Source organism: Clostridium sp. (genome assembly GCF_018372875.1).
Taxonomy (GTDB): Bacteria; Bacillota; Clostridia; order Clostridiales; family Clostridiaceae; genus Clostridium.
In genome coordinates this window covers 1-20,737 of the sequence record NZ_JAHAIF010000020.1, presented here as the reverse complement: position 1 = coordinate 20,737, position 20,737 = coordinate 1, and the positions used below count along the sequence as shown (strand labels likewise).

The following is a 20,737-nucleotide window of genomic DNA, read 5'->3' as shown; positions in this document are numbered from 1 at the left end:
CTCTCTTCTTGGTATCCCCAGTAGGAATCGAACCTACATCTATCCCTTAGGAGGGGACTATTCTATCCATTGAACTATGAGGACATATTTAATTAAATTACATATAGATTTTATTACACTTACCATTAGTTGTCAACTTCATAAATACTTAATTATATATAACATTAAAATAGAAGCCCTTAAAACTAGAGGGCCTCTAACTTAAACCATTTTAACTTTTGAATTTTCTTTAAATAAAACTCTAGCACCCTTAACTGTTATAGATATTAAAGGCCAAGATAAAACTATAAATATTCCTGCCATAATCCATTCTCTAATCGTTAATGGTGATAAACTAAATACTTCCCTACCAATTGGTGTTATATAACATAATACAACACAACTTATCATACCTATTACTAATACAAGTTTAAATTTAGTAATAGGAAAAGATAATCTAATTAATATAATTAAACTTATTCCTGCAAATATTAGTAATGCTATAGACCTGCTAACTTCTACACTATCGCCTGATAAATAGCTCATTACATATCCTACTGTAGTAAAAGAAACCATAAGTACACCATTAGGAATACTTGTTGTTAATATTCTTCTTAAAAATCCGCCCTTTACCCTACCTTTAGATGGCAATAAAGCTAAGAAGAATGCAGGTATACCTATTGCACAGCTACCAACTAAAGAAGCCTGTATTGGTAATAGCGGATAAGGTAACATTAATGCCGAAAAAATAAATGCTAAACATACAAAAAACACCGTTTTTGATAGAAATAATTCTGCCACTCTTTCTAAATTATTTATTTGCTTTCTTCCCTCTTCAACTATATGAGGCAATGCTCCAAAGTCAGAATTTAAAAGTACTAACTGGGCTACAGCTTTTGTTGCATCAGAACCATTTGCCATAGCTATTCCACAATCAGATTCCTTTAATGCTAACACATCATTTACTCCATCTCCTGTCATTGCAACAGTATGACCATTAGCCTGTAATGCCTTTATAATATCTTTCTTTTGGTGTGGGGTTACCCTTCCAAAGATATTATACTTATCTACAACCTTTTTTAATTCTTCAATGTCCTCCGGTAAGGTTCTTGCATCTATATACTTATCCCAATCTTTTAATCCAGCTCTCATTGCTACTGCTGAAACAGTAACTGGATTATCTCCTGATATTACTCTTAAATTAACTCCTTCTTCTTTAAAATACTTTAACACTCTTGGAGCTTCCTCTTTAATAACATCTTCTATATAAATTAATGCTTCTTCTTTAACTTGCGCTTTAATTCCATTCTTTAGGGAAGGTTGATCTAGTCTTCCTAACAGTAAAATTCTTCTTCCTTTTCTAGCTTCCTTCTCAATTCTCTCACTAAACTTACTGTATCTATCATCCAATAATATTTCAGGTGCGCCTAATACCCATGCTCCTTCACCTTTTATTACTACTCCTCCCCACTTTCTTCTAGATGAAAATGGAACCTTTTCTAATACATCTAAGGTGGCACAATCTTTATACCTTGCTAATATAGCTAATTGAGTTGGATTCTTATTGGGTAAATTATGTACTAACGCTGATAATGTCCTATCTACTAGTTCTTTATCGCTATTTCCTATTAACTCAACATTAACTAAGTTAAGCTTTCCTTCTGTGATTGTACCTGTTTTATCAACACATAATACATCCACTCTAGCTAAAACTTCTGTAGCTGATAGCTGCTGCACTAATGTGTTATATTTTGCAAGCCTAACTACAGATACTATAAAAGTTGCACTTGTTAGAAGAACTAAACCTTCAGGTATCATTCCTACTATTCCAGAAACAGCTCCTAATACTGCACTTCTCCATCCAATATCACTAAAAACTGTTTGAGTTGTTGTTAAAACTATTCCCATCGGAACTATTAACCATATCAGAAATTTTATTATTTTGCTTATAGATGATTGTAACTCCGAATTAATTATCTTAAATTTTCTTGCTTCCTCAGCTAACTGAGATGAGTAAGTATTTGCTCCTACTTTCTTAACCTCAGCCAATCCTTCACCTGCAATAATAAAACTCCCTGATAATATTTTATCTCCCTTTGTTTTATATACCGAATCAGATTCTCCAGTTAACATAGATTCATCTACCTCTAATTCATTACCATCAATAAGCTCACAATCAGCTAATACCTGGTTTCCTGAATCAAGGTATATAATATCATTCAGAACTAATTCTTCAACACAAACTTTTTTAATTATTCCATTTCTTAATACTTTGGCATGGGCCATACTTAAAACAGATAACTCTTCTAAAGTGCTCTTAGCACTTAATTCTTGTACAACTCCAATAATGCTATTTATTATTATTACTCCTGCAAATATAGCATTCTTTGGCGATCCTGCTACTATACAAATCAAAGCTAATAATATATTTAAAGCATTAAATATATTAAAAAAATTCGCCTTTATCATTTGCCACATTGTTCTTGAAGGCGCCTTTGGTATTTTATTTATTTCTCCTCTTGCAATTCTATCTATTACTTCCTCATCTGTAAGACCCTTATTAATATTTTTTATTATAAATGAGGAGTTGTTGATGTTATCATTAAAATTCTCTCTACACTCCATACAATACTCCTTATAACTTTCAAAATCTACTTTATACTTTCATTTTACTTTTATAATCTTAAAACACTCTTAAATAAATTGAAAAATTGTATTAATTCTTATTTATATATTGTTATATTTATATATTTTTTTATTTTTATGATTTATTATCCTTAACAAAAAAAGTAGGAGCCTATAACTTAGCTCCTACTTCTATGGTAATTCATTTTTAGTAAAATAAGCTACCCCTATACTTCCTGGACCTACATGCAAACCTATTATTGGTCCTATAGATTGTATTTTTATTGGAATATTCAATTCTTCTTCTAGCCTCTTCGCAAGTTCTCTTCCTTCTTCTGCACAATTTATATGATGAACTATAACATCTCCAAGTCCATAATTTTCAATGTCATCTAATACTTTATCTACTATTACATTAACTGCTTTTTTCTTTGTTCTAACTTTTTCAAAAACTGAAGTAATTCCATCTCTTACAGTAAGAATTGGTCTTATTTGAAGTATTGTTCCAAATAAAGCAGCTGCACCACCTATTCTTCCACCTTTTTTAAGATACCTTAATGTATCTGGTACAAATAAAAATCTACTAGCATTAACAACCTTATTAACTACTTCAACTACCTCTTCTATAGATTTTCCTTCCTTTGCAGCTTTTGCACCTTCAATTACTTGAAATCCCATCTGCATACAATTAGTTCTTGAATCTACTATTTCTATCCTTGCATTTGGATACTCTTCCAAAACCATATTTTTTGCTAAATGAGCACTAGAATATGTGCCACTCATATCTGATGATAGAAATACTCCTACAACATCATTTCCTGACTTAACAATACTTTTAAACGTATCTAAAAGTTCCTCTATACTTGGTTGTGATGATGTTGGTATCTCCATTTCCTGATCCATAAGCTCATAAAAATACTTATTATCTAAACTAACTTCTCTATAACTTTTTCCTTGAAGAATAACATTTAATGATGTAATTAAAATATCATATTCATGTATTAATTCTTCAGAAATATAACTTGTACTATCTGTAACTAACTTTACTCCCATAAAATCACCACTCTCTATAAAATATTTTATAATATTATACCATATATTACCTAGGGTTTTTTACACTTTGTATTTTAACTCCATCAGTACTTATTAAAAACTCTATTATTGTTTCATTTACTGGATTTTTGTTTATTCCAGCAGATTTTACTCTTATTATAACAATATATTTTCCCTTACATGCTAGAGGTGCACTTAAAGGCTTAATCATCATTATATCTGAAAAATTAGGGCAGTATACATACCTTGGTCCATATATCTTCTTCATTTCTTTTTCTATATAGCTACTTAATAATGTGAATATTACCCCATCCTTTAATCTTGAGTTTATTATATTCTGAGGTACCTTAAAATCACTTTGTACCCTATCCTTCTTTATTAAATAATCAGATACCTTTCCCCATCTTTCTATTTTATTATATTTAGGATCACTAGAATTAAAGTAAACTATAATAGGAGAATCTATTAAACTTTTATTTCCAAGAAAAATCCCCCTATCTCCATATACTATTGCTTCCAAAGCCAATGGAAGTTCTTCTCTAAATATTATATCTCTTTTCTCTATATCACCAAAATTATCTTCTCCATCTATACATAAATATACTTCTAAAATATATTTATTATCAATCTCTTTCCAACATGATATAACTTCATCTCTATGCTTTGAAAACTTATCCTCCCTGTACTTTGTATCTATAAACAAAAATAATTCTCCTGTTTCATCTGAATGTGTTAGTGTATAAAATCGATTTTGTATGTTTGTGTTCTCTAATAATAAGTTATTAACTTCAATATGAAACTTTTCTTTTATAAACTCTTTCACTTTCAATCCCCTTGATAATATTATTTATAATGCATTTATATGAATTATTAAGTTTATTAGTTCTTTTATTTATTATTAAGATATAATATACTGTTTTTATATAAAGTTTTGATTCTAGAAAGGAATTATATTTATGATAAGAACTATTTTATTTTATCCCACAGTGGTCTTAAGCTTATTTATTTCACTGTTAGCACTAATTAAAATTAAATATTTAGAACTTAGAGGAAAAACAAAAGAAAAAACAATATTTATTCATAAAGTAACAAGAGGTTGGGCTCGTTTTGTAATGAAAATGAGTGGTGCAGAAATTACTGTTAAAGGTCTTGAAAATATACCTGGTGACCAGACTGTTTTATTTATGGCAAATCACCAAAGCTTCTTTGATATCCCACTATTAATGAGTGTTATTGATGTTCCAAAAGGATTTATAGCAAAAAAAGAACTTGAAAAATGGCCTGGAATAAGCATGTGGATGAGATATATAAGATGCATATTTATGGATAGAGCTAATTTAAGAAAATCAGCTGAAGCTATTGTTGATGGAATTAATATTCTAAAAAGTGGATATTCTATGGTAATATTCCCTGAGGGAACAAGAAGTAAAGGTGGAGAGCCTCATGAATTTAAAAGTGGAAGCTTTAAATTAGCCCTTAAACCAAAGGTTCCAATAGTTCCTGTTACTATAAATGGCACTTATAAATTACTAGAGAGAAATGGTAACAAAATTAAAGCTGATAAAGTTGAGGTTATTATTCATCCAGCAATAGATACTAAATCACTAAGCAAAGAGGAGTCTTCAACTTTACCAGAAAAAGTTGAATCTATAATTTTATCACCATTAAAATAAGCTTCATTATATTTTAGATAATAAAAAAATGAGTTGTTGCTCCGTTGCAATAACTCATTTTTTATTATCTATCTAATTAGAACTTATTACATTATTAACCCATTTACCAGATCTTAATCTAGCAAACTCAAAGAACAGCTTAACTACCTCTTCTAAGCATATAAAGAAATAAACAACATATACTGGTACTTGCAGAACTACTGCTCCTATAAATGCCATTGGAACAGCAAAAAGCCATATAGTACCTGCCTGAACTAGCATTGAATACGTCGTATCTCCGCCCCCTCTGAATACACCAACTATCATTACAACATTATATGTTCTTATTGCACAGAAAACTGCCATAATTCTTAATACATATATCGTATCATTGACTGTACCTTCAGTAATATTAAACAATTTTAAAATTGTAGGGGCAAATATCCATATTAATATACCTAAAACTAGTCCTACTATAGGTGATACAATTCCTATTTTCTTAGAATAATCTACAGCCTCTTCCTCATGTCCTGCCCCAATTTTATTACCTACCATTATAGCTGCTGCACTTGCAAGCCCTATACAAAATACCATAAACATATTATTTAATGTAGTTGCTATTTGCATGGTTGCTACTGCACCTGTACCTATCTGTGCATAAGCTATAGAGTAAGAAGTAAGGCCTAATGACCATACTAATTCATTTACTATTACAGATGTAGATGTTCTAAAGTAAGTTTTTACAAAAGTAAAATCAAAACTAAAAAGTTCTTTTAGGTTAGAAGATACTTTATTATTCCTTACATATACCTCAAATAATATATATAGCATTTCTATTACTCTTGCTAAAGTAGTAGCTAAAGCAGCTCCTGCTACTCCCATTGGTTTACAACCTAAGTTACCAAATATAAATATCCAGTTTAAAAATGCATTACTTAATACACCAATCAAACTTGCGTACATTGTAACTTTAGGTTGTTCTGTACTTCTTAATGCAGATGAATACGCTTGAGTTACATTAGTTATAAAATAGCTTATTGCAATAACCTTTAAGTACATACTACCTAATTCTATTACACTTTTGTCCTTAGATAATATGCTCATTATACCGTCTGATAAGAAGAATGCTCCTATTCCAAATAATAAAGATGCAATAAATCCTATGGTTAAATCTAATCCTAATACCTTTTTTATACTTTTAACATCTCTTTTACCCCAATATTGAGACATAAATACGCTTGCACCAGCATTAATTCCTGATAAACAAAGCATAAAAATAAAGAAATATTGATTAGCCAGTCCTACTGCTGCAATAGCTTCTTCTCCTAACTTTCCAATCATTAAATTATCTACTAAATTTAGTGATGATGTTATAAAGCTTTGTATGGTTATAGGTATTGCTAATGTCAGCATCGTTTTAATAAACTTTTTATCCCTTAATATTCCCATAATTTCCTCCTTAGTTAAAATAAAAAAAGCACACGGGTAGTCTAGCCGCCCGTCTGCTAAAAAATTTCTTATTAAATTACTGATTTATTTTCTTATAATTAATGTATTTTGTCAACAAATATTCATTAATTCTTTATAGCTATCTTCTATTTCTTCTCTGGATAAATTACCACACTCTAGCATCTCATCACTTAAGTTTTTTAATCTTTCATAATAGCTAATTCCCACTGCTATTATATTTTTATCTTTATTACTTTTCTTTATCATGTAAAATAATATATCTTCAGCTTTATCATATTTTCCAACAATCTCATAAAACTTAAATATCTTTTTATTTTCATTTATGGTTAAATCATATGTAGATAATAAATCTGAGATATGTATTCCATCTTGAAAATACCTTTTTTCTATATCGCTATCCTCATTAAAAGCCTCATTTAAAGCATCTATAGACTTTAGATAATATCTAATTTCACCTTCTTCATCTCCTGTACTTTGACATACAAAACCTTGTAAACAAAGTAATTCCCCAAGGGCTATATATTTTTCTCCATTAAATTCATCCTCACGACTTATAATATCAATAATACTACTAAATGAAAGAGTATCAATAGTCATTATATCTAATCCTACTAACCCCTTTAGTTGATTATTTATAGCCTCTTTAGCCTTACTAATATCTCCATTTATTATATTTTTATCAACCTCTCTTTTAACAATTTTTAATGAATTTTCAATTTCCTTCATAAAATCTTTCTTAATCATAAGCACCCTCCATTTACAGAAAGTTTAATTATAGTATAAATATTATATAAATCAAAATAAATATAAATTAAGTTAATTTATTTTAAATTTTCTATTTATTTATAGTAAGTTAAAGTCAACTTAAAATATAATAAGTATATTTTTAAATTTTGCTTTTTGTTATAAAATTATAATAAATTTATAACATAGGAGGAAATATATATGCAAAAGCTTCTTAGTAAAATGAGACAAGCTATAAATGATTTTAATTTAATAGAAAATGGAGATAAAATTGCAGTAGGACTGTCTGGAGGTAAGGATAGCTTAACTTTACTATATCTATTAAATGCTTATAAAAAGTTTTCCCCAGAATCTTTTGATTTAATAGCTATAACGCTAAATCCAGGTAGAGTAGATAACTCTCCCTTACAAAAATTATGCAAAGAATTAGAAGTACCTTTTTATGAAGTTGAAACTAATATAAAAGAGGTAGTTTTTGATATTAGAAAAGAAAAAAATCCATGCTCTCTATGCGCAAATTTACGTAGAGGCGCCTTAAATGATAATGCAAGTAAGCTTGGTTGTAATAAGGTTGCATTAGGTCATCATAAGGATGATGCATTAGAAACTTTTTTACTTTCTATTTGTTATGAAGGTAGAATTAATTGTTTCTCTCCTAAAAGCTATATGGATAAAAACAACTTATCCCTTATTAGACCTATGGTTTATATAAATGAAAGCTCTATTATAAAATTTGCTCTAAATAACAAGCTACCTATTATTAAGAATCCTTGTCCTGCTGATGGAAAAACTAAAAGGCAAGATATGAAAGAACTAATCAAAGATTTAGATAAAAAAATACCAGGTTTTAAAAAAAATATTTTTGGCTGTTTAAATAACCCTAAGCAACTGTTTATCTGGGATAAAGAAACAATAAAATACGAATAATATTCGTGTTTTATTGTTTCTTATTTTATATTTTTACAGTTTTGTATTGATTTTATACATAAAATAAGCTAAAATCACCTTGTAGTTAGAACTTTTTTGTTACTTTTACATAAATCGTTCACTTATATAAATCCTACAATATGGGTTGGATGTTTCTACCGGGTTACCGTAAATTACTCTGGGCTATAAGTGTCTACTAAGTATATTATCTTAATTTACGAGGAGATGTTTATAATGAATTATGATGTAATTATAGTTGGTGCTGGTCCTGCAGGAATTTTTACTGCATATGAACTTAAGAAACAAAAACCACAATCTAAAATTCTTTTAGTTGAGGCTGGAAAACAAATAGATAAAAGACATTGCCCTAAAGACAGGACAAATGTTTGTGTTTCTTGCAAACCTTATTGTCATATCACATCAGGCTTCTCTGGTGCTGGTGCATTCTCAGACGGAAAGTTATCATTAAGCTATGAAGTTGGTGGTGATCTACCAAACCTTGTTGGAGCAAAAACTGCTCAAGAATTTATTGATTATACTGATAAAATATATCTAGATTTTGGTGCTGATACTAAAGTTGAGGGTATAGATAATAATAATGCTGTTAAAGAAATTAGAAGAAAAGCAATTCAAGGTGGACTAAAATTAGTAGATTGTCCTATTAGACATCTAGGTACAGAAAAGGCTCAAGAAATATACTTAAAAATACAAAATCACCTATTAGAAGTTGGTGTTGAAATTAAATTTGATACATTAGTTAAAAACTTAATTATAGAAAATAACTCTATTACTGGAGCATTATTAACTGATTCATTAACTAAGAAAAAGAATGAAGAAGTATTTAGCAATAAAGTAGTTGTTGCTACAGGTAGAAAAGGTGCTGACTGGTTAAAGGACATGTGTGTTGAACATAATATAAACCACTCTGCAGGGCCAGTAGATATTGGCGTTAGAGTAGAGCTTAGAAACGAAGTAATGGAGAGTGTTAATAATGTTCTTTATGAATCAAAGTTAATTGGCCATCCTCTTCCTTTTAAAGACAAGGTAAGAACCTTCTGTCAAAATCCTGGTGGCTTTGTAAGCCAAGAAAACTATGATAATAACCTTGCTATAGTTAATGGTCACTCATATAAAAACCTAAAATCTGATAATACTAATTTAGCTATATTAAGTTCTCATAACTTTGCTGAGCCTTTTAACGAGCCTATTGAATATGGTAAAAAAGTAGCTGAGCTTGTTAACATGCTAGGTAATGGAAAGATATTAGTTCAAAGATATGGTGACATCTTAGATGGTAAGAGAACATGGGAACATGAACTTTATGAATCAAACGTAAAACATACTCTTCCAGATGCTGAAGCAGGTGATTTAACTTCTGCAATACCATATAGAACTATGACTAACATATTAAACTTTATTGAAGCTATGGATACAGTAGTTCCTGGATTTGCAAGTAGAGAAACACTTCTTTACGGACCAGAAATTAAATTTTATAGTAATAAAATAAAATTAGATACAAATTTTGAAACTAATATAAAAGGACTTCACTGTTTAGGTGATTCAAGTGGATGGACAAGAGGTCTTATGATGGCTTCTGCTATGGGAGTTATGATGGGAAGACTTCTATAAATATAAAAACCTCTAGCAAACAACTTTGCTAGAGGTTCCTTTTTATCTATCAAAAAAATAACTTTTTACTAAAGCTACAGCTTCTCTTGTATAAAATACAGGAACTAAGTAATTTACTGTATTGCTTGAATATACTTCAATATTTTCATAACCATTTCTTTTTGCTAACATCTTGCTTCTGAAAGCATGAAAATCTGTTGTAACTATCTTTACACTTACGTCTTTTAATTCTTTATTACTATGCTCTTCAATTTTTTCCTTTGAAAACTTAAAATTTTCAAATGTATTTCTAGATTTATTTTCTTTTATAATTCTATCTTTGCTAACACCTTTTTGTAATAAATATCTTTCCATTGCCTCTGCTTCTGACATATCTTCATCTTCACCTTGACCACCAGAAACCACTATATAACTATCATTATTATATTCATTAAGACAATATAATGCAGTATTAAGTCTATCCCTTAAAGTTTGACTTAACTCATTCCTATTATTTAGCCCTGCACCTAGAACAATAATATAATCAGTGCTCTCTATACTTTTCTTTGGATAGCATATTATAATACTTTCTATAATGAAAAATACAACTAACCCAATACATATAAGGGTCTTAATGGCCTTATCTAATAGCTTTAATTTTTCATTATTGTATATTTTCTTCTTAATAAAGTGATAAATTATTAATAATATACCAGATATAAAAAACACTTCACTAAAGGCAATCTTTCTAAAACTTAATAAATTCACCAATATAGAATATCCTGTTAATATCCCACCTAAAACTATATCTAAATTCTTTTTCATTTTATTTCCCCCCTAATTCCCTATAATTTAATAGTATCAGAGGTAATTATTTCCGTAAATATGCTTATTGCCTTTGTAATTAATATGTAACATATTTATCTATAAAATATTACGCAAATCTTTATGTTCTTTCTTTATATCTAAATATATATCCATTATTTTCTTCGACTTTATATTTGCCATATTCAATATAGAATCATAATTTAGTATAACTAGATTTGTAATATCCCTATCTATTTTATTATTATCGCACATTTCTTTCAGTATCTTAATCACTCTATCTTTACTGAAAGATTCTTTATAACTTCTTCTTCCAACTAATGCACTTAATATATCTGCTATAGATAAAACTCTTATTTCTGTAGATAATTCATCACCCTTAAGACCAAATGGATACCCACTTCCATCGATCTTCTCATGATGTAAAGTAGCAATATCTCTAATATCATCTATATTTAATCCACTTAAAATATCATATCCTATAATAGCATGTTCTTTTATAACTTCAAACTCTTCACCAGTCAACCTGCTATCTTTCTCCAATATATGTACAGGTATAGCTATCTTTCCTATGTCATGCAATATCCCACATATTTTTAATTTATATAATATTTTTTCATCTAATCTCATTAACTTTCCTATCTCATAACTTATGGCCTCTACAATTATACTATGTTTAACAGTAACCTCACTTCTAAAGTCTATAGCATAAGCTAACATTCTAGCATAATCAAATACTTCTTCTCTTTTTAGCCTCTTATTTTTTAAGAAATCATATAACTCAGATTTATATGATTTATCTTTAAGTTTTGTATTAATATCATTCTTATTAATTGCAGCTAAAAGCAATTGTACATTTTCTAAAGTATATATATTAGACATCTTTTTAATTTCATAATTACTTAATTCCTTATTATTCAAAACTAGCACACTAAAATAATCTGCTAAGCCTAACATTATAGCCTCTTTAGGTACATCTATATTTTTAAGTTTTATATATTTATATGTAAAGTGATGTCCTAAAACAACCTTGTATAACTTACTCAATGGTGAAAAGTATTTAATAAATAATGAGCCATATATTGCATGGTCAAAAGGACTAAGAGAATCAACACTTAATAAATCCGTCACTTCCTCTACATTATTAAGTTTATTGTTACAGCTATAATAACAATCAATACTTAATAACCTCCTTACTTCACTTATTTTATATATACCAATATCATGAAACAAGGATACTATACACAAATCTATTATCTCATTTTCATCATTTGTATCTCTTTCTTTTAGTAAATTCATCATTATATATGCTACCTGCTCCCCATGTTCTAGTAGCCTATTATCTATGGAATTTATTGTTTTATGCACAATAGTTATAACATCTTTTAATAATATTTCTTTCATACCTCATACCCATCTCTTTAATGTAAAATTAATAATAATTATTGTAAATTGATCACTTAATTATAAGGTATTTATACATTTTTAGTAAATACATTTCTTTTATTGACCATGAACTTCTTTTCTTAATCTATCTAGTTCTAATGATAACCTATCTATTTCTTTTCTAAGCTGATCCATATCAGAAGTATTTTTTGATGTTGATTCTCCTGTGCCTGAATATGCACTAGATTGATTACTTTGCGGACAAAACGGATTAGTTACATTTTTATATTTAAGATCATAATAACGTCCTGGACCACTTTGAAAATATTGTTGTTGTGCATTATATGTTTCAATAGTTTGTCCTACTAACATTAACCAATTTGCTATAGCATTTTGAACATTAAAAGGTAGACTTCCAGACATAACCATACCTACAATTTGTCCCATTAAAGAAAAAAGCTGAGGATTTAAATCTTGAAAACCTCCTGGCATATCACCACAGTACTCATCTTTATTTATATCGTCAGAATTGTTAACAAAATTAAACATATTGCAAAAAAACTCTTCAAATCCATTATAATTATCTGAATCCATACCTACCTCTTTTTCATCATGATATATTATTATCTATTAATAAACTTTAATTTTTATAACTCTATTTATTTGCAAATAAAAAGTGAATTCACTCATATGAATTCACTTTTTAAAAACTATTTTTTATTTCTTAACCTTTTTACCCTCATACTTTGTATTTTAGGTATAACTTTTGTAAATGCAAAGTACATTGTTTTATTATATACCTTGTCTATCTCTCCAATAAATTCAGTAGCTCCAATTTTTCTACAGAATCCTTCTTTAAATTTATATAAACCATCATTATTATTTAACTCAAACACTCCACCAAAGTCATATCTTTCTGCTCCAGTTTCTAATCCCCACTTAATCATTTCCCATTGCATTAAGTAGTTTGGCATTAAATTACGCTTTTCATTAGAACTAGCACCATAAGCATACCATACCTTATCTCCATAGTTTATGGTAACTGCTCCTGACAAAGTATCTCCTTCATGCTCAGTTAAATAAACTCTTAATTCATCTTTATATGCATCTCTCATTCTAACAAAATAGTCAAATGGGCGCATTCCTATCTTATTACGTTCAGCTGTTGTATTATAAACTTCATAGAACTTCTTAAGTGCCTCATCACTATTATCATAATATACTGTAACACCCTTACGCTTTGATAGTCTTATATTATATCTAGTTTTATTACTAAACTCACTCATTAATTCTTCTTCAGTTTTATCTTTAATATCTAAAATCATATTGTACTTTGGTTGAATTAGATCAGATTTTCCAAATCCTTCATTTCTAACTAAGAAACCTAAACTTCTATATTTCTTATCTAATTCTTTATCAAATAAGACTTCTGGATCAAATCGTAGCATGAATCCTTTATACTTTTTAGCTACCTTATCCACTTCTTTAATTAGTTCACATACTAATTCAGTATCATAAACATCACATACTGGTCCACGAGTAGCATATATCATTGTATATCCTAAAACAAATGATCTAATTAATAGAGACATTGCAGCTACTATTTCCCCATCTCTTTCAACATACACATGTTCACTTTTCCAATCTTTCTTAACTAGTGCCCACTCCATATCTTGAGTTGCAGTAGCATATTTTGAAGTCTTAGTAAATTTTATATATCTTTCAACCTCTTCTCTATTATTGATATCTAATACTGGCATGAGAACCCCTCCACTTGTTTATTAATTCTTCTTTTTAAAGTGTATCTTGTAAGTCTTGTTATAGCCTCTATAGTAAGAAAAGACGCGGAGCTTTCTCTTTAAATTAGAATCTTTATCATAATATAAAGTAAAACTATATTTATTTTCACTTATTAATCTATTAACATCCTCTTTAAGTCTAGAATCATCAAGATACTTAAGTACTAATTTCTTTGGAACCCCTAACCAAAGGTGTTCTTTATCAGCTATTTCAGTAGGTAAATTTTTACCGTATACTAAATCTTCTACTAAATACTTAGCTAAATTATTTCCGCATCCTGTAACAAAAAAACTACTTCTACCTTGTCTTATGTTTATCTCAAAAACTTTATATTTGTTATCTCTTTTATCATATTTCATATCAAAGTTGGCAAATCCTCTATATCCTAACTTCTCTAAGAAGGCTTTATACTTTTCAAAAATCTCTTCATTATAATCATTCTGTATTGCAACATAATTCCCAATAAGAGTAGGTGTACAATCTTCTAACAATACTTTTCCCAAACACATCATAGAGACCTTACTATCTTTATCTACATAGCAATTAAGAACTCTCATAGATGTATCATCACCTGGAATATATTCCTGAACAATTAAGTTTTTATCATATTGTGTTGAATAAATAGTGTTTACTACATTTTTATATTCTTCTTCTGACTCTATAATATAAGCCTTCTTTTTTCCTTCAAAATGTGTTTCAAAATATAGTACACTATCTGCTGGCTTAACTACTATTGGATAATTAAATGGTAAATCTAAATTATTCTTTGTTTCCTTAGTGCAAATATATGTTTTAGGATAATCTAACCCATATTCCTCACATACATTGTAGAAACTTTCCTTATCTATTAATCTTTCCATCATATCTCTTGATATATATGGAACACAGTAGTACTTTTCTAGCTCATGCTTATTATTAATAATTAACTCCGCATAATTATCGCTACTTGCAATAAGTATTAATTTTTCTGCTTCCTTAGATAACTCTTCTGAAACACCAACTAAAGTTTTTAAAAATACTTCTTGTGTATCAAATTTATCAAATAATTTTACATCTATTATATTTGAATTTCTTGCTGAAAACAGGCATGCTTTTCCTATTACAACACTTTTAATTCCATATTGCATATGAAAAGACTTTGCCATTCCATACATATTAGTATCTGTCCCTAAAATAACAGGTATGAAATCTCTCTTATTCATTATGATATTCATCCTCCAAATTTTAATGTTCTTATCAAGTATAACACTATTATTAAAGCTATATCAACTTTGGTATGTATTTAATACTTTTTATTATGATGTTGCTTTCTATCATATTGATATAAGAATTTCTTTGTAAACTCAACATCAGAAGGATAATCAATATATTCTATTCCCCTCTTTTGAGTAGTTTCATTACCCTTACCAGCAATTAATATAACACTCTCTTCTTTTACATCCATAATTGCTTCTTCTATAGCTCTACCTCTATCAATAACTATTGAATAATTGCACCCCTGAACTTCTACAAATCTAGATATCTCTTTACATATATCAACTACTGATTCTTCTCCTGGATCATCTTCTGTTATTATTACCTTATCAGAATATCTACCTGATATTTCTCCTAAATCTTTACGTCTATCTAAAGCTTTCTTACCAGGGCATCCAAATACAGTAACTATCTTTCTTCCTGGATATTCTGCTTTTACCGACTCAAATAACTTTTCAAAGCTCAACTTATTATGTGCATAGTCTACAATTGCAATTATTTTTTTATTTTCATTATTGTAAACTTCCATTCTTCCTTTAACTTTTGCTTTTTTTAAGCCTTCATATATATACTTTTCAGGAATATCTAAAACTTCACAAATTGCTATAGCAGCTAGTGCATTTTCTACATTAAATAATCCTGGAATACATAACTTAAAATCTCTATCAAATCTCTTAGTCTTAGCTCTAAATAGTATATAATTATCATCTTTTCTTACATCATAACCACATACATCTGCATCTTCTATGTTTAACCCAAAAGTTATTACCTTAGAAGACTTTTTACTAGCTTCTAAAACCTCTTCTAAGTGCTCCGTATTTAAATTAACGCAAGCCACTTCACTTTGTTCAAATATTCTAAGCTTTGATTTGAAGTAATCATCAAAGTCTTTATGTTCTATATCACTTACATGGTCATATCCTATATTCAAGAAACATCCAACATTAAAGTTCACTCCTAAAACTCTATCATATTTTAATGCCTGGCTAGATACTTCCATCTCCATGTACTTTATTCCACTTTTAACTGCGTTATTAAAATGCTTATTCAAATCCATTGACTCAGGTGTAGTAATATGCGACTTAATATCTATAACTCCATCATATGTATCTATAGATGACACAACACCACTTAATGGCTCATTAATACTTCTTAGATATTCATCAAATATGTATCTTATGAAATATGTAGTTGTTGACTTTCCTTTTGTTCCAGTAATCCCCACCAAATTTAACTTGCTCCATGCCCTATCATAAAAATAATCTGCAATATATGCCATTGCCTTTCTAATATCATTAACTATAATATAGGGACTATCCATTATTCCGTTATATTTCTTTTCACTAATATAGCAAATTGCCCCTCTATCTATTGCATCAGATAAAAAAGCTTCTCTAAAGTGAGCACCCTTGCATATGAAAAGTGTATTGGATGTTATATCTTTTGAATTACAAGATATATACTTAATAGGAGTTTTTTCTAATTCATTACTGATACTATATTCTATAACTAAGTCTTTACTTTCTAAAAGCTCTAGATACTGTTCTAATCTACATAATTTACTCATAACACACCTCTTCTACATTATTCTCTTGAACACATTTCTATTGATTTTTTTACTAACACTTCCATAGCATCTACATAGAAATCAGATAACTCATGTTGTTTCTTAAAACATGATAACTCAGTGCACGCTAATATTGCTCCATCACAACCATTAGCCTTTAACTCATTTTCAATTTTAAGGAACATATCATAATCACCAATCTTACCCTTTTTAATTTGGTTATATATTATATCCATAATAAATTCTTGACTTTCTTTTGATGGAACATAACTTTCTATATCTAATCTCATACATTCTTTTTGATATACACCTACACTTATAGTTCCATCTGTAGCTAATATTGCAACCTTCTTCATGTTTTTCTTTTTAGAAGATATATAATTAACTGTTTCTTTTATCATATTTATAATAGGAATATTTATCTCTTGCTGAACCTTATCTACAAAATAATGTGATGTATTGCAAGGAATAGCTATTACAGAACAGCCATTACATTCAAGCATATTTGCGTCTTCTATTAATATATCTAATACATCTTGTTCTCTTCCAGCTAATATACATGAAGTTCTATCAGGTATAGTTGTATCATTTAATACTATCATAGGAATATGTTCCTGATCTTTCTCTGCATCTGTTTTATCTATAATCATTCCCATGAATAATTGTGTAGCTTTAGGTCCCATGCCACCTATAACACCTAACTTTTTATACTTTTTATTAGAAACCATTTAGGTACTTCCTCCAAAAAATTATATTTATAAATATTGTATTTTAACTTAATATACTTCTTCTTATATATTTTATTAAAAATACTTGTACAATTTTTGCTTAATATATTATAGTATCTGCTATATTATTTATCAAGACAAGCAATATAGCCATCTTTAGCAAATTATACACATACCATTATACAATATTTCAATAAAAATAACCTCTCTTTTAATTATTGTCACAAAAGAATTTATTAAACACACTTTTGCATATTTAATAAACAAGGGGTGTATAAGCCCAAGGTAAAACTCTTATGCTTATACACCCCTTTGGTTAATTACTTTTTCAATTGTTCATTATATATAATTCTTGATATTTTAGATATTTTTTCAGATGGCCCACTTACACCTTCTGCATATGCTACTATTACATATAGCTTGTCCGTAAACACTATTCCTATGTCACTAACAGCACCACCATAATTACCTATCTTATGTGCAACCATATTGTATGGAAGATATTTATCTAATCTATCATGGAATACTGTATTTTTCATATTATTTATTAATCGTGAATAATACTTATCATTTCTGTTTTCATATAACTTCTTTAATAGCCTAAATTGAATCTCAGGCGTAGTCTTATTACTTGATGTATCACAACTCAATCCTACCATTGAATTCATATTCTGCCTTACGCCTTTAGCTCCACCCAATATTCTATTAAGCATTCTAGTAGCAATATTATCTGAGTGAGTTATGGATAACTCTAACAACTTACTTAGAGATACTAGTTTAGCCAAAGTAGTATTTACTTGACCTTGAAGTATGCCTGTCCAACCTTATATGTGCTTGCTGCCGTAAAAACCTTATTTTCATTTATTGCTATCTTTTCTCCACTTGTTAAATCATAATAAATAAATCCAAACCTATTTATATCAGATCCTAAATACTTTTGTATTCTCTCCTTAATTGAAAGATTAGACTCTAATATAGATTCAGAACCTGTACCTTCCTGTATTTGATTATCTTGTAATAGTATCTACATTCTTAAATATCCCACATAATAATAAAACGAATAAAAAAAGGTGGATAAACCACCCTTTTTAAAATTATAACTATTGCTTTTTAAATATAGTTTCCCCTTCTTTAATAGTCTCAACAACTTGTATATCTTTTATCTTCATAGGGTCAACCTTCAGTATGTTTTTATCTAATATAACTAGATCAGCTAACTTACCTTCTTTTAAGGTACCTTTAATATCCTCCTCAAAATATTGGTATGCTGCATTTTTTGTAACAGCTTTTAATGCATCTAAAGGACTTACCCTTTCTTCTTCTCCTAATAGAACCCCACTTTTAGTTATTCTATTAACAGCACACCATATAGTTTCTAACATATTAGGCTCTATAACAGGTGCATCTTGATGAAATGTATATAGTATTCCCTTATCTTGTGCTGACTTTGCCAAACTTATTTTGCTTGCTCTTTCCATTCCATAATTCTTTATATGAATATCCCCCCAGTAATAAACATGAGCCATAAAGAAAGATGGCATTATCTCTAAAAGTTTTAAATCATCTAATTGATCTTCTGCTAATAATTGAGCATGTATCATAACAGGCCTTATATTATTATTATTTGAATGAGTTCTTTCTTTTGCAACTTTATATTGATCTATGAATTGTTGAGAAGCAGCATCTCCATTGCAATGAACTAATATCTGCATATCTTCCCTTAATGCCTTCTCTAATTTACTTTCTATTTCTTCATCCTTTTGTACTCCATATGCATAATAATTCTTTTCCTTTCCTAAGTACGGGGTCCTCATCCATGCAGTACGACCTTGTGGGGATCCATCCAAGAAAGTCTTATATCCTCCCATTTTTACATGATTAACATACCTTTGAAAGCAATTTGCAAACTTTTCTTTTAATAATTTAGCATTCCCTATATCTAAATATCCAATCAAATCTATTTTTAGGAGTTTAGCCTGTATTAAATACTGGAATATATCTGATAATGCATCTACAACCATTCCCTCTTGAACAGTTGTAATGCCATAGCTGGCATATGCACTTTGAGCCTTAACTAAAGAATCCATAAATTCTTCATTAGATACAACTGGTATAGATTGAATATAATTTATATATGCATTTTCTTCTAGATATCCAGTAACTTCTCCATCCTTCTTTTCTATAATTCCACCCTCTGGACTTGGTGTATCCATGGTTATCTCTAAAGCCTTGATTGCCATAGTATTTAGTACTCCCATATGTCCAGACTTATGTTTAACAATAAGTGGATTATTAGGAGCTGCTTTATCTAAAAGAGCCTTAGTTGGATGAGACTTTTCTTCTAAATAATTTTGATCATAGCCATTTGCTTGAATCCACATTCCAGCAGGTATGTTATTCTTTTTAATAAACTTTTGTATAGCATCAATAATTTCCTCAAAATTTACTGCTTCTACCAAATCTACTTGTGTAAAGGAACTAGCATATCCAGAAAAATGACTATGTGCATCTATGAATGATGGCATTAATGTTTTTCCTTGTAGATTAATTATCTCCACATCTTTGCTTGCTTCTTTAAGTAAATCTTCTTTTTTTCCTAACTTATGTATCTTTCTTCCTTTAATTAACACTGCTTCAGCATATAGATCATCCTCAAGTGTCACTATATCTCCATTAAAATATAACTTTTCTTTATTAGACATTTTCACCCTCACAAAATTCTCTTAATTTATATTTATTCAGCTTTAACCTTTTCTGTGATACACCAAAAACTTTATAGTTATATCTAGCTTCTTTTAATCTTAATCCATTATTTAAATCAATTTCCCAACAACACACCGGGCATATATAAGCAAGTGCATCTCCTTTATTTGGAATTGTAATATACCTACAACAAGGATATGGTGAATCTCCTATTACTTCATTAGAATTACTACTTTTATTCTCTTCAGTTTCTTCTGCATTTATTTCAGGTAAAAATTCATATTCTTAAATCATTCATATATTCCCCCCTCTACTACATATGTTAGTGTAAAGTTTATTTACACTACTTTTCTTTTTAAATCTTTATATATCAAGGTTTCGTAAGTTTTTTTCATAAAAAAAACAACGACCCCCTA

18 protein-coding genes, 1 tRNA gene and 1 riboswitch are annotated in these 20,737 nt (G+C 29.0%); of the genes, 3 read left to right on the top strand and 16 right to left on the bottom strand.

Translation table 11 applies throughout. The features are described 5' to 3' along the window. Positions 1–9: 9 nt before the first annotated feature. The 4 genes from KIB46_RS08520 to KIB46_RS08505 form a co-directional block, all read right to left on the bottom strand. Positions 10–84: transfer RNA gene (locus KIB46_RS08520), tRNA-Arg, on the bottom strand. 117 nt (positions 85–201) lie between these two features. Continuing rightward, a complete protein-coding gene (locus KIB46_RS08515) occupies positions 202–2,604 on the bottom strand; it encodes a cation-translocating P-type ATPase (protein ID WP_156561413.1) in 2,403 nt (800 codons plus the stop codon). 192 nt (positions 2,605–2,796) lie between these two features. Next, a complete protein-coding gene (locus tag KIB46_RS08510) occupies positions 2,797–3,657 on the bottom strand; it encodes a DegV family protein (RefSeq protein WP_291671422.1) in 861 nt (286 codons plus the stop codon). A gap of 46 nt (positions 3,658–3,703) precedes the next feature. Then, positions 3,704–4,480, bottom strand: a complete 777-nt coding sequence (locus tag KIB46_RS08505) for a staygreen family protein (RefSeq protein WP_291671421.1) — start codon at positions 4,478–4,480, stop codon at positions 3,704–3,706. Positions 4,481–4,613: 133 nt separating this feature from the next. Between KIB46_RS08505 and KIB46_RS08500 the strand changes: the two genes are divergently transcribed. Beyond that, positions 4,614–5,330, top strand: coding sequence for a lysophospholipid acyltransferase family protein (locus KIB46_RS08500; protein ID WP_156561416.1), 717 nt, complete (start codon positions 4,614–4,616; stop codon positions 5,328–5,330). Between the two features lie 72 nt (positions 5,331–5,402). On the opposite strand, the gene KIB46_RS08495 is transcribed toward KIB46_RS08500, so the two are convergent. Together KIB46_RS08495 and KIB46_RS08490 are read right to left on the bottom strand one after the other, a co-directional pair. After that, positions 5,403–6,758 (bottom strand): MATE family efflux transporter, encoded by a 1,356-nt coding sequence (locus KIB46_RS08495; RefSeq protein WP_156561417.1) that lies wholly within the window; start codon positions 6,756–6,758, stop codon positions 5,403–5,405. 111 nt (positions 6,759–6,869) lie between these two features. Next, entirely contained in the window at positions 6,870–7,523 is a 654-nt protein-coding gene (locus tag KIB46_RS08490; protein WP_156561418.1) for a DUF6483 family protein, read from the bottom strand. Between the two features lie 201 nt (positions 7,524–7,724). Here KIB46_RS08490 and KIB46_RS08485 point away from each other — a divergent pair, with 201 nt between their 5' ends. Then, positions 7,725–8,450 carry an ATP-binding protein gene (locus KIB46_RS08485; protein ID WP_291671420.1) on the top strand — a complete coding sequence of 242 codons (726 nt, stop codon included), beginning with the start codon at positions 7,725–7,727 and terminating at the stop codon, positions 8,448–8,450. A gap of 102 nt (positions 8,451–8,552) precedes the next feature. Then, a riboswitch (purine riboswitch) is annotated at positions 8,553–8,656 on the top strand. Between the two features lie 28 nt (positions 8,657–8,684). Further along, complete coding sequence (locus KIB46_RS08480; protein ID WP_156561420.1) at positions 8,685–10,079, top strand: FAD-dependent protein; 1,395 nt, start codon at positions 8,685–8,687, stop codon at positions 10,077–10,079. 42 nt (positions 10,080–10,121) lie between these two features. On the opposite strand, the gene KIB46_RS08475 is transcribed toward KIB46_RS08480, so the two are convergent. The 10 genes from KIB46_RS08475 to KIB46_RS16385 form a co-directional block, all read right to left on the bottom strand. Further along, complete coding sequence (locus tag KIB46_RS08475) at positions 10,122–10,883, bottom strand: YdcF family protein (RefSeq protein WP_291671419.1); 762 nt, start codon at positions 10,881–10,883, stop codon at positions 10,122–10,124. Positions 10,884–10,982: 99 nt separating this feature from the next. Further along, positions 10,983–12,287: an HD domain-containing phosphohydrolase gene (locus tag KIB46_RS08470; protein ID WP_291671418.1), complete on the bottom strand. Its 1,305-nt coding sequence runs from the start codon at positions 12,285–12,287 to the stop codon at positions 10,983–10,985. A gap of 99 nt (positions 12,288–12,386) precedes the next feature. Next, complete coding sequence (locus KIB46_RS08465) at positions 12,387–12,863, bottom strand: hypothetical protein (protein WP_156561423.1); 477 nt, start codon at positions 12,861–12,863, stop codon at positions 12,387–12,389. A 116-nt stretch (positions 12,864–12,979) separates the two neighbouring features. Continuing rightward, positions 12,980–14,029, bottom strand: coding sequence for a peptidoglycan bridge formation glycyltransferase FemA/FemB family protein (locus KIB46_RS08460; RefSeq protein ID WP_156561424.1), 1,050 nt, complete (start codon positions 14,027–14,029; stop codon positions 12,980–12,982). Between the two features lie 21 nt (positions 14,030–14,050). After that, entirely contained in the window at positions 14,051–15,271 is a 1,221-nt protein-coding gene (locus KIB46_RS08455) for an ATP-grasp domain-containing protein (RefSeq protein WP_291671417.1), read from the bottom strand. Between the two features lie 80 nt (positions 15,272–15,351). Next, positions 15,352–16,890 carry a UDP-N-acetylmuramoyl-L-alanyl-D-glutamate--2,6-diaminopimelate ligase gene (locus tag KIB46_RS08450; protein WP_156561426.1) on the bottom strand — a complete coding sequence of 513 codons (1,539 nt, stop codon included), beginning with the start codon at positions 16,888–16,890 and terminating at the stop codon, positions 15,352–15,354. A gap of 17 nt (positions 16,891–16,907) precedes the next feature. Then, positions 16,908–17,618: an amino acid racemase gene (locus tag KIB46_RS08445; protein ID WP_291671416.1), complete on the bottom strand. Its 711-nt coding sequence runs from the start codon at positions 17,616–17,618 to the stop codon at positions 16,908–16,910. A gap of 320 nt (positions 17,619–17,938) precedes the next feature. Then, complete coding sequence (locus KIB46_RS08440; RefSeq protein WP_363290408.1) at positions 17,939–18,430, bottom strand: serine hydrolase; 492 nt, start codon at positions 18,428–18,430, stop codon at positions 17,939–17,941. A 288-nt stretch (positions 18,431–18,718) separates the two neighbouring features. Next, positions 18,719–20,320, bottom strand: coding sequence for an amidohydrolase (locus tag KIB46_RS08435; RefSeq protein ID WP_291671414.1), 1,602 nt, complete (start codon positions 20,318–20,320; stop codon positions 18,719–18,721). Beyond that, positions 20,313–20,534 carry a CPCC family cysteine-rich protein gene (locus KIB46_RS16385; protein ID WP_363290407.1) on the bottom strand — a complete coding sequence of 74 codons (222 nt, stop codon included), beginning with the start codon at positions 20,532–20,534 and terminating at the stop codon, positions 20,313–20,315. The genes KIB46_RS08435 and KIB46_RS16385 overlap by 8 nt, the downstream gene beginning before the upstream one ends. Positions 20,535–20,737: the final 203 nt, after the last annotated feature.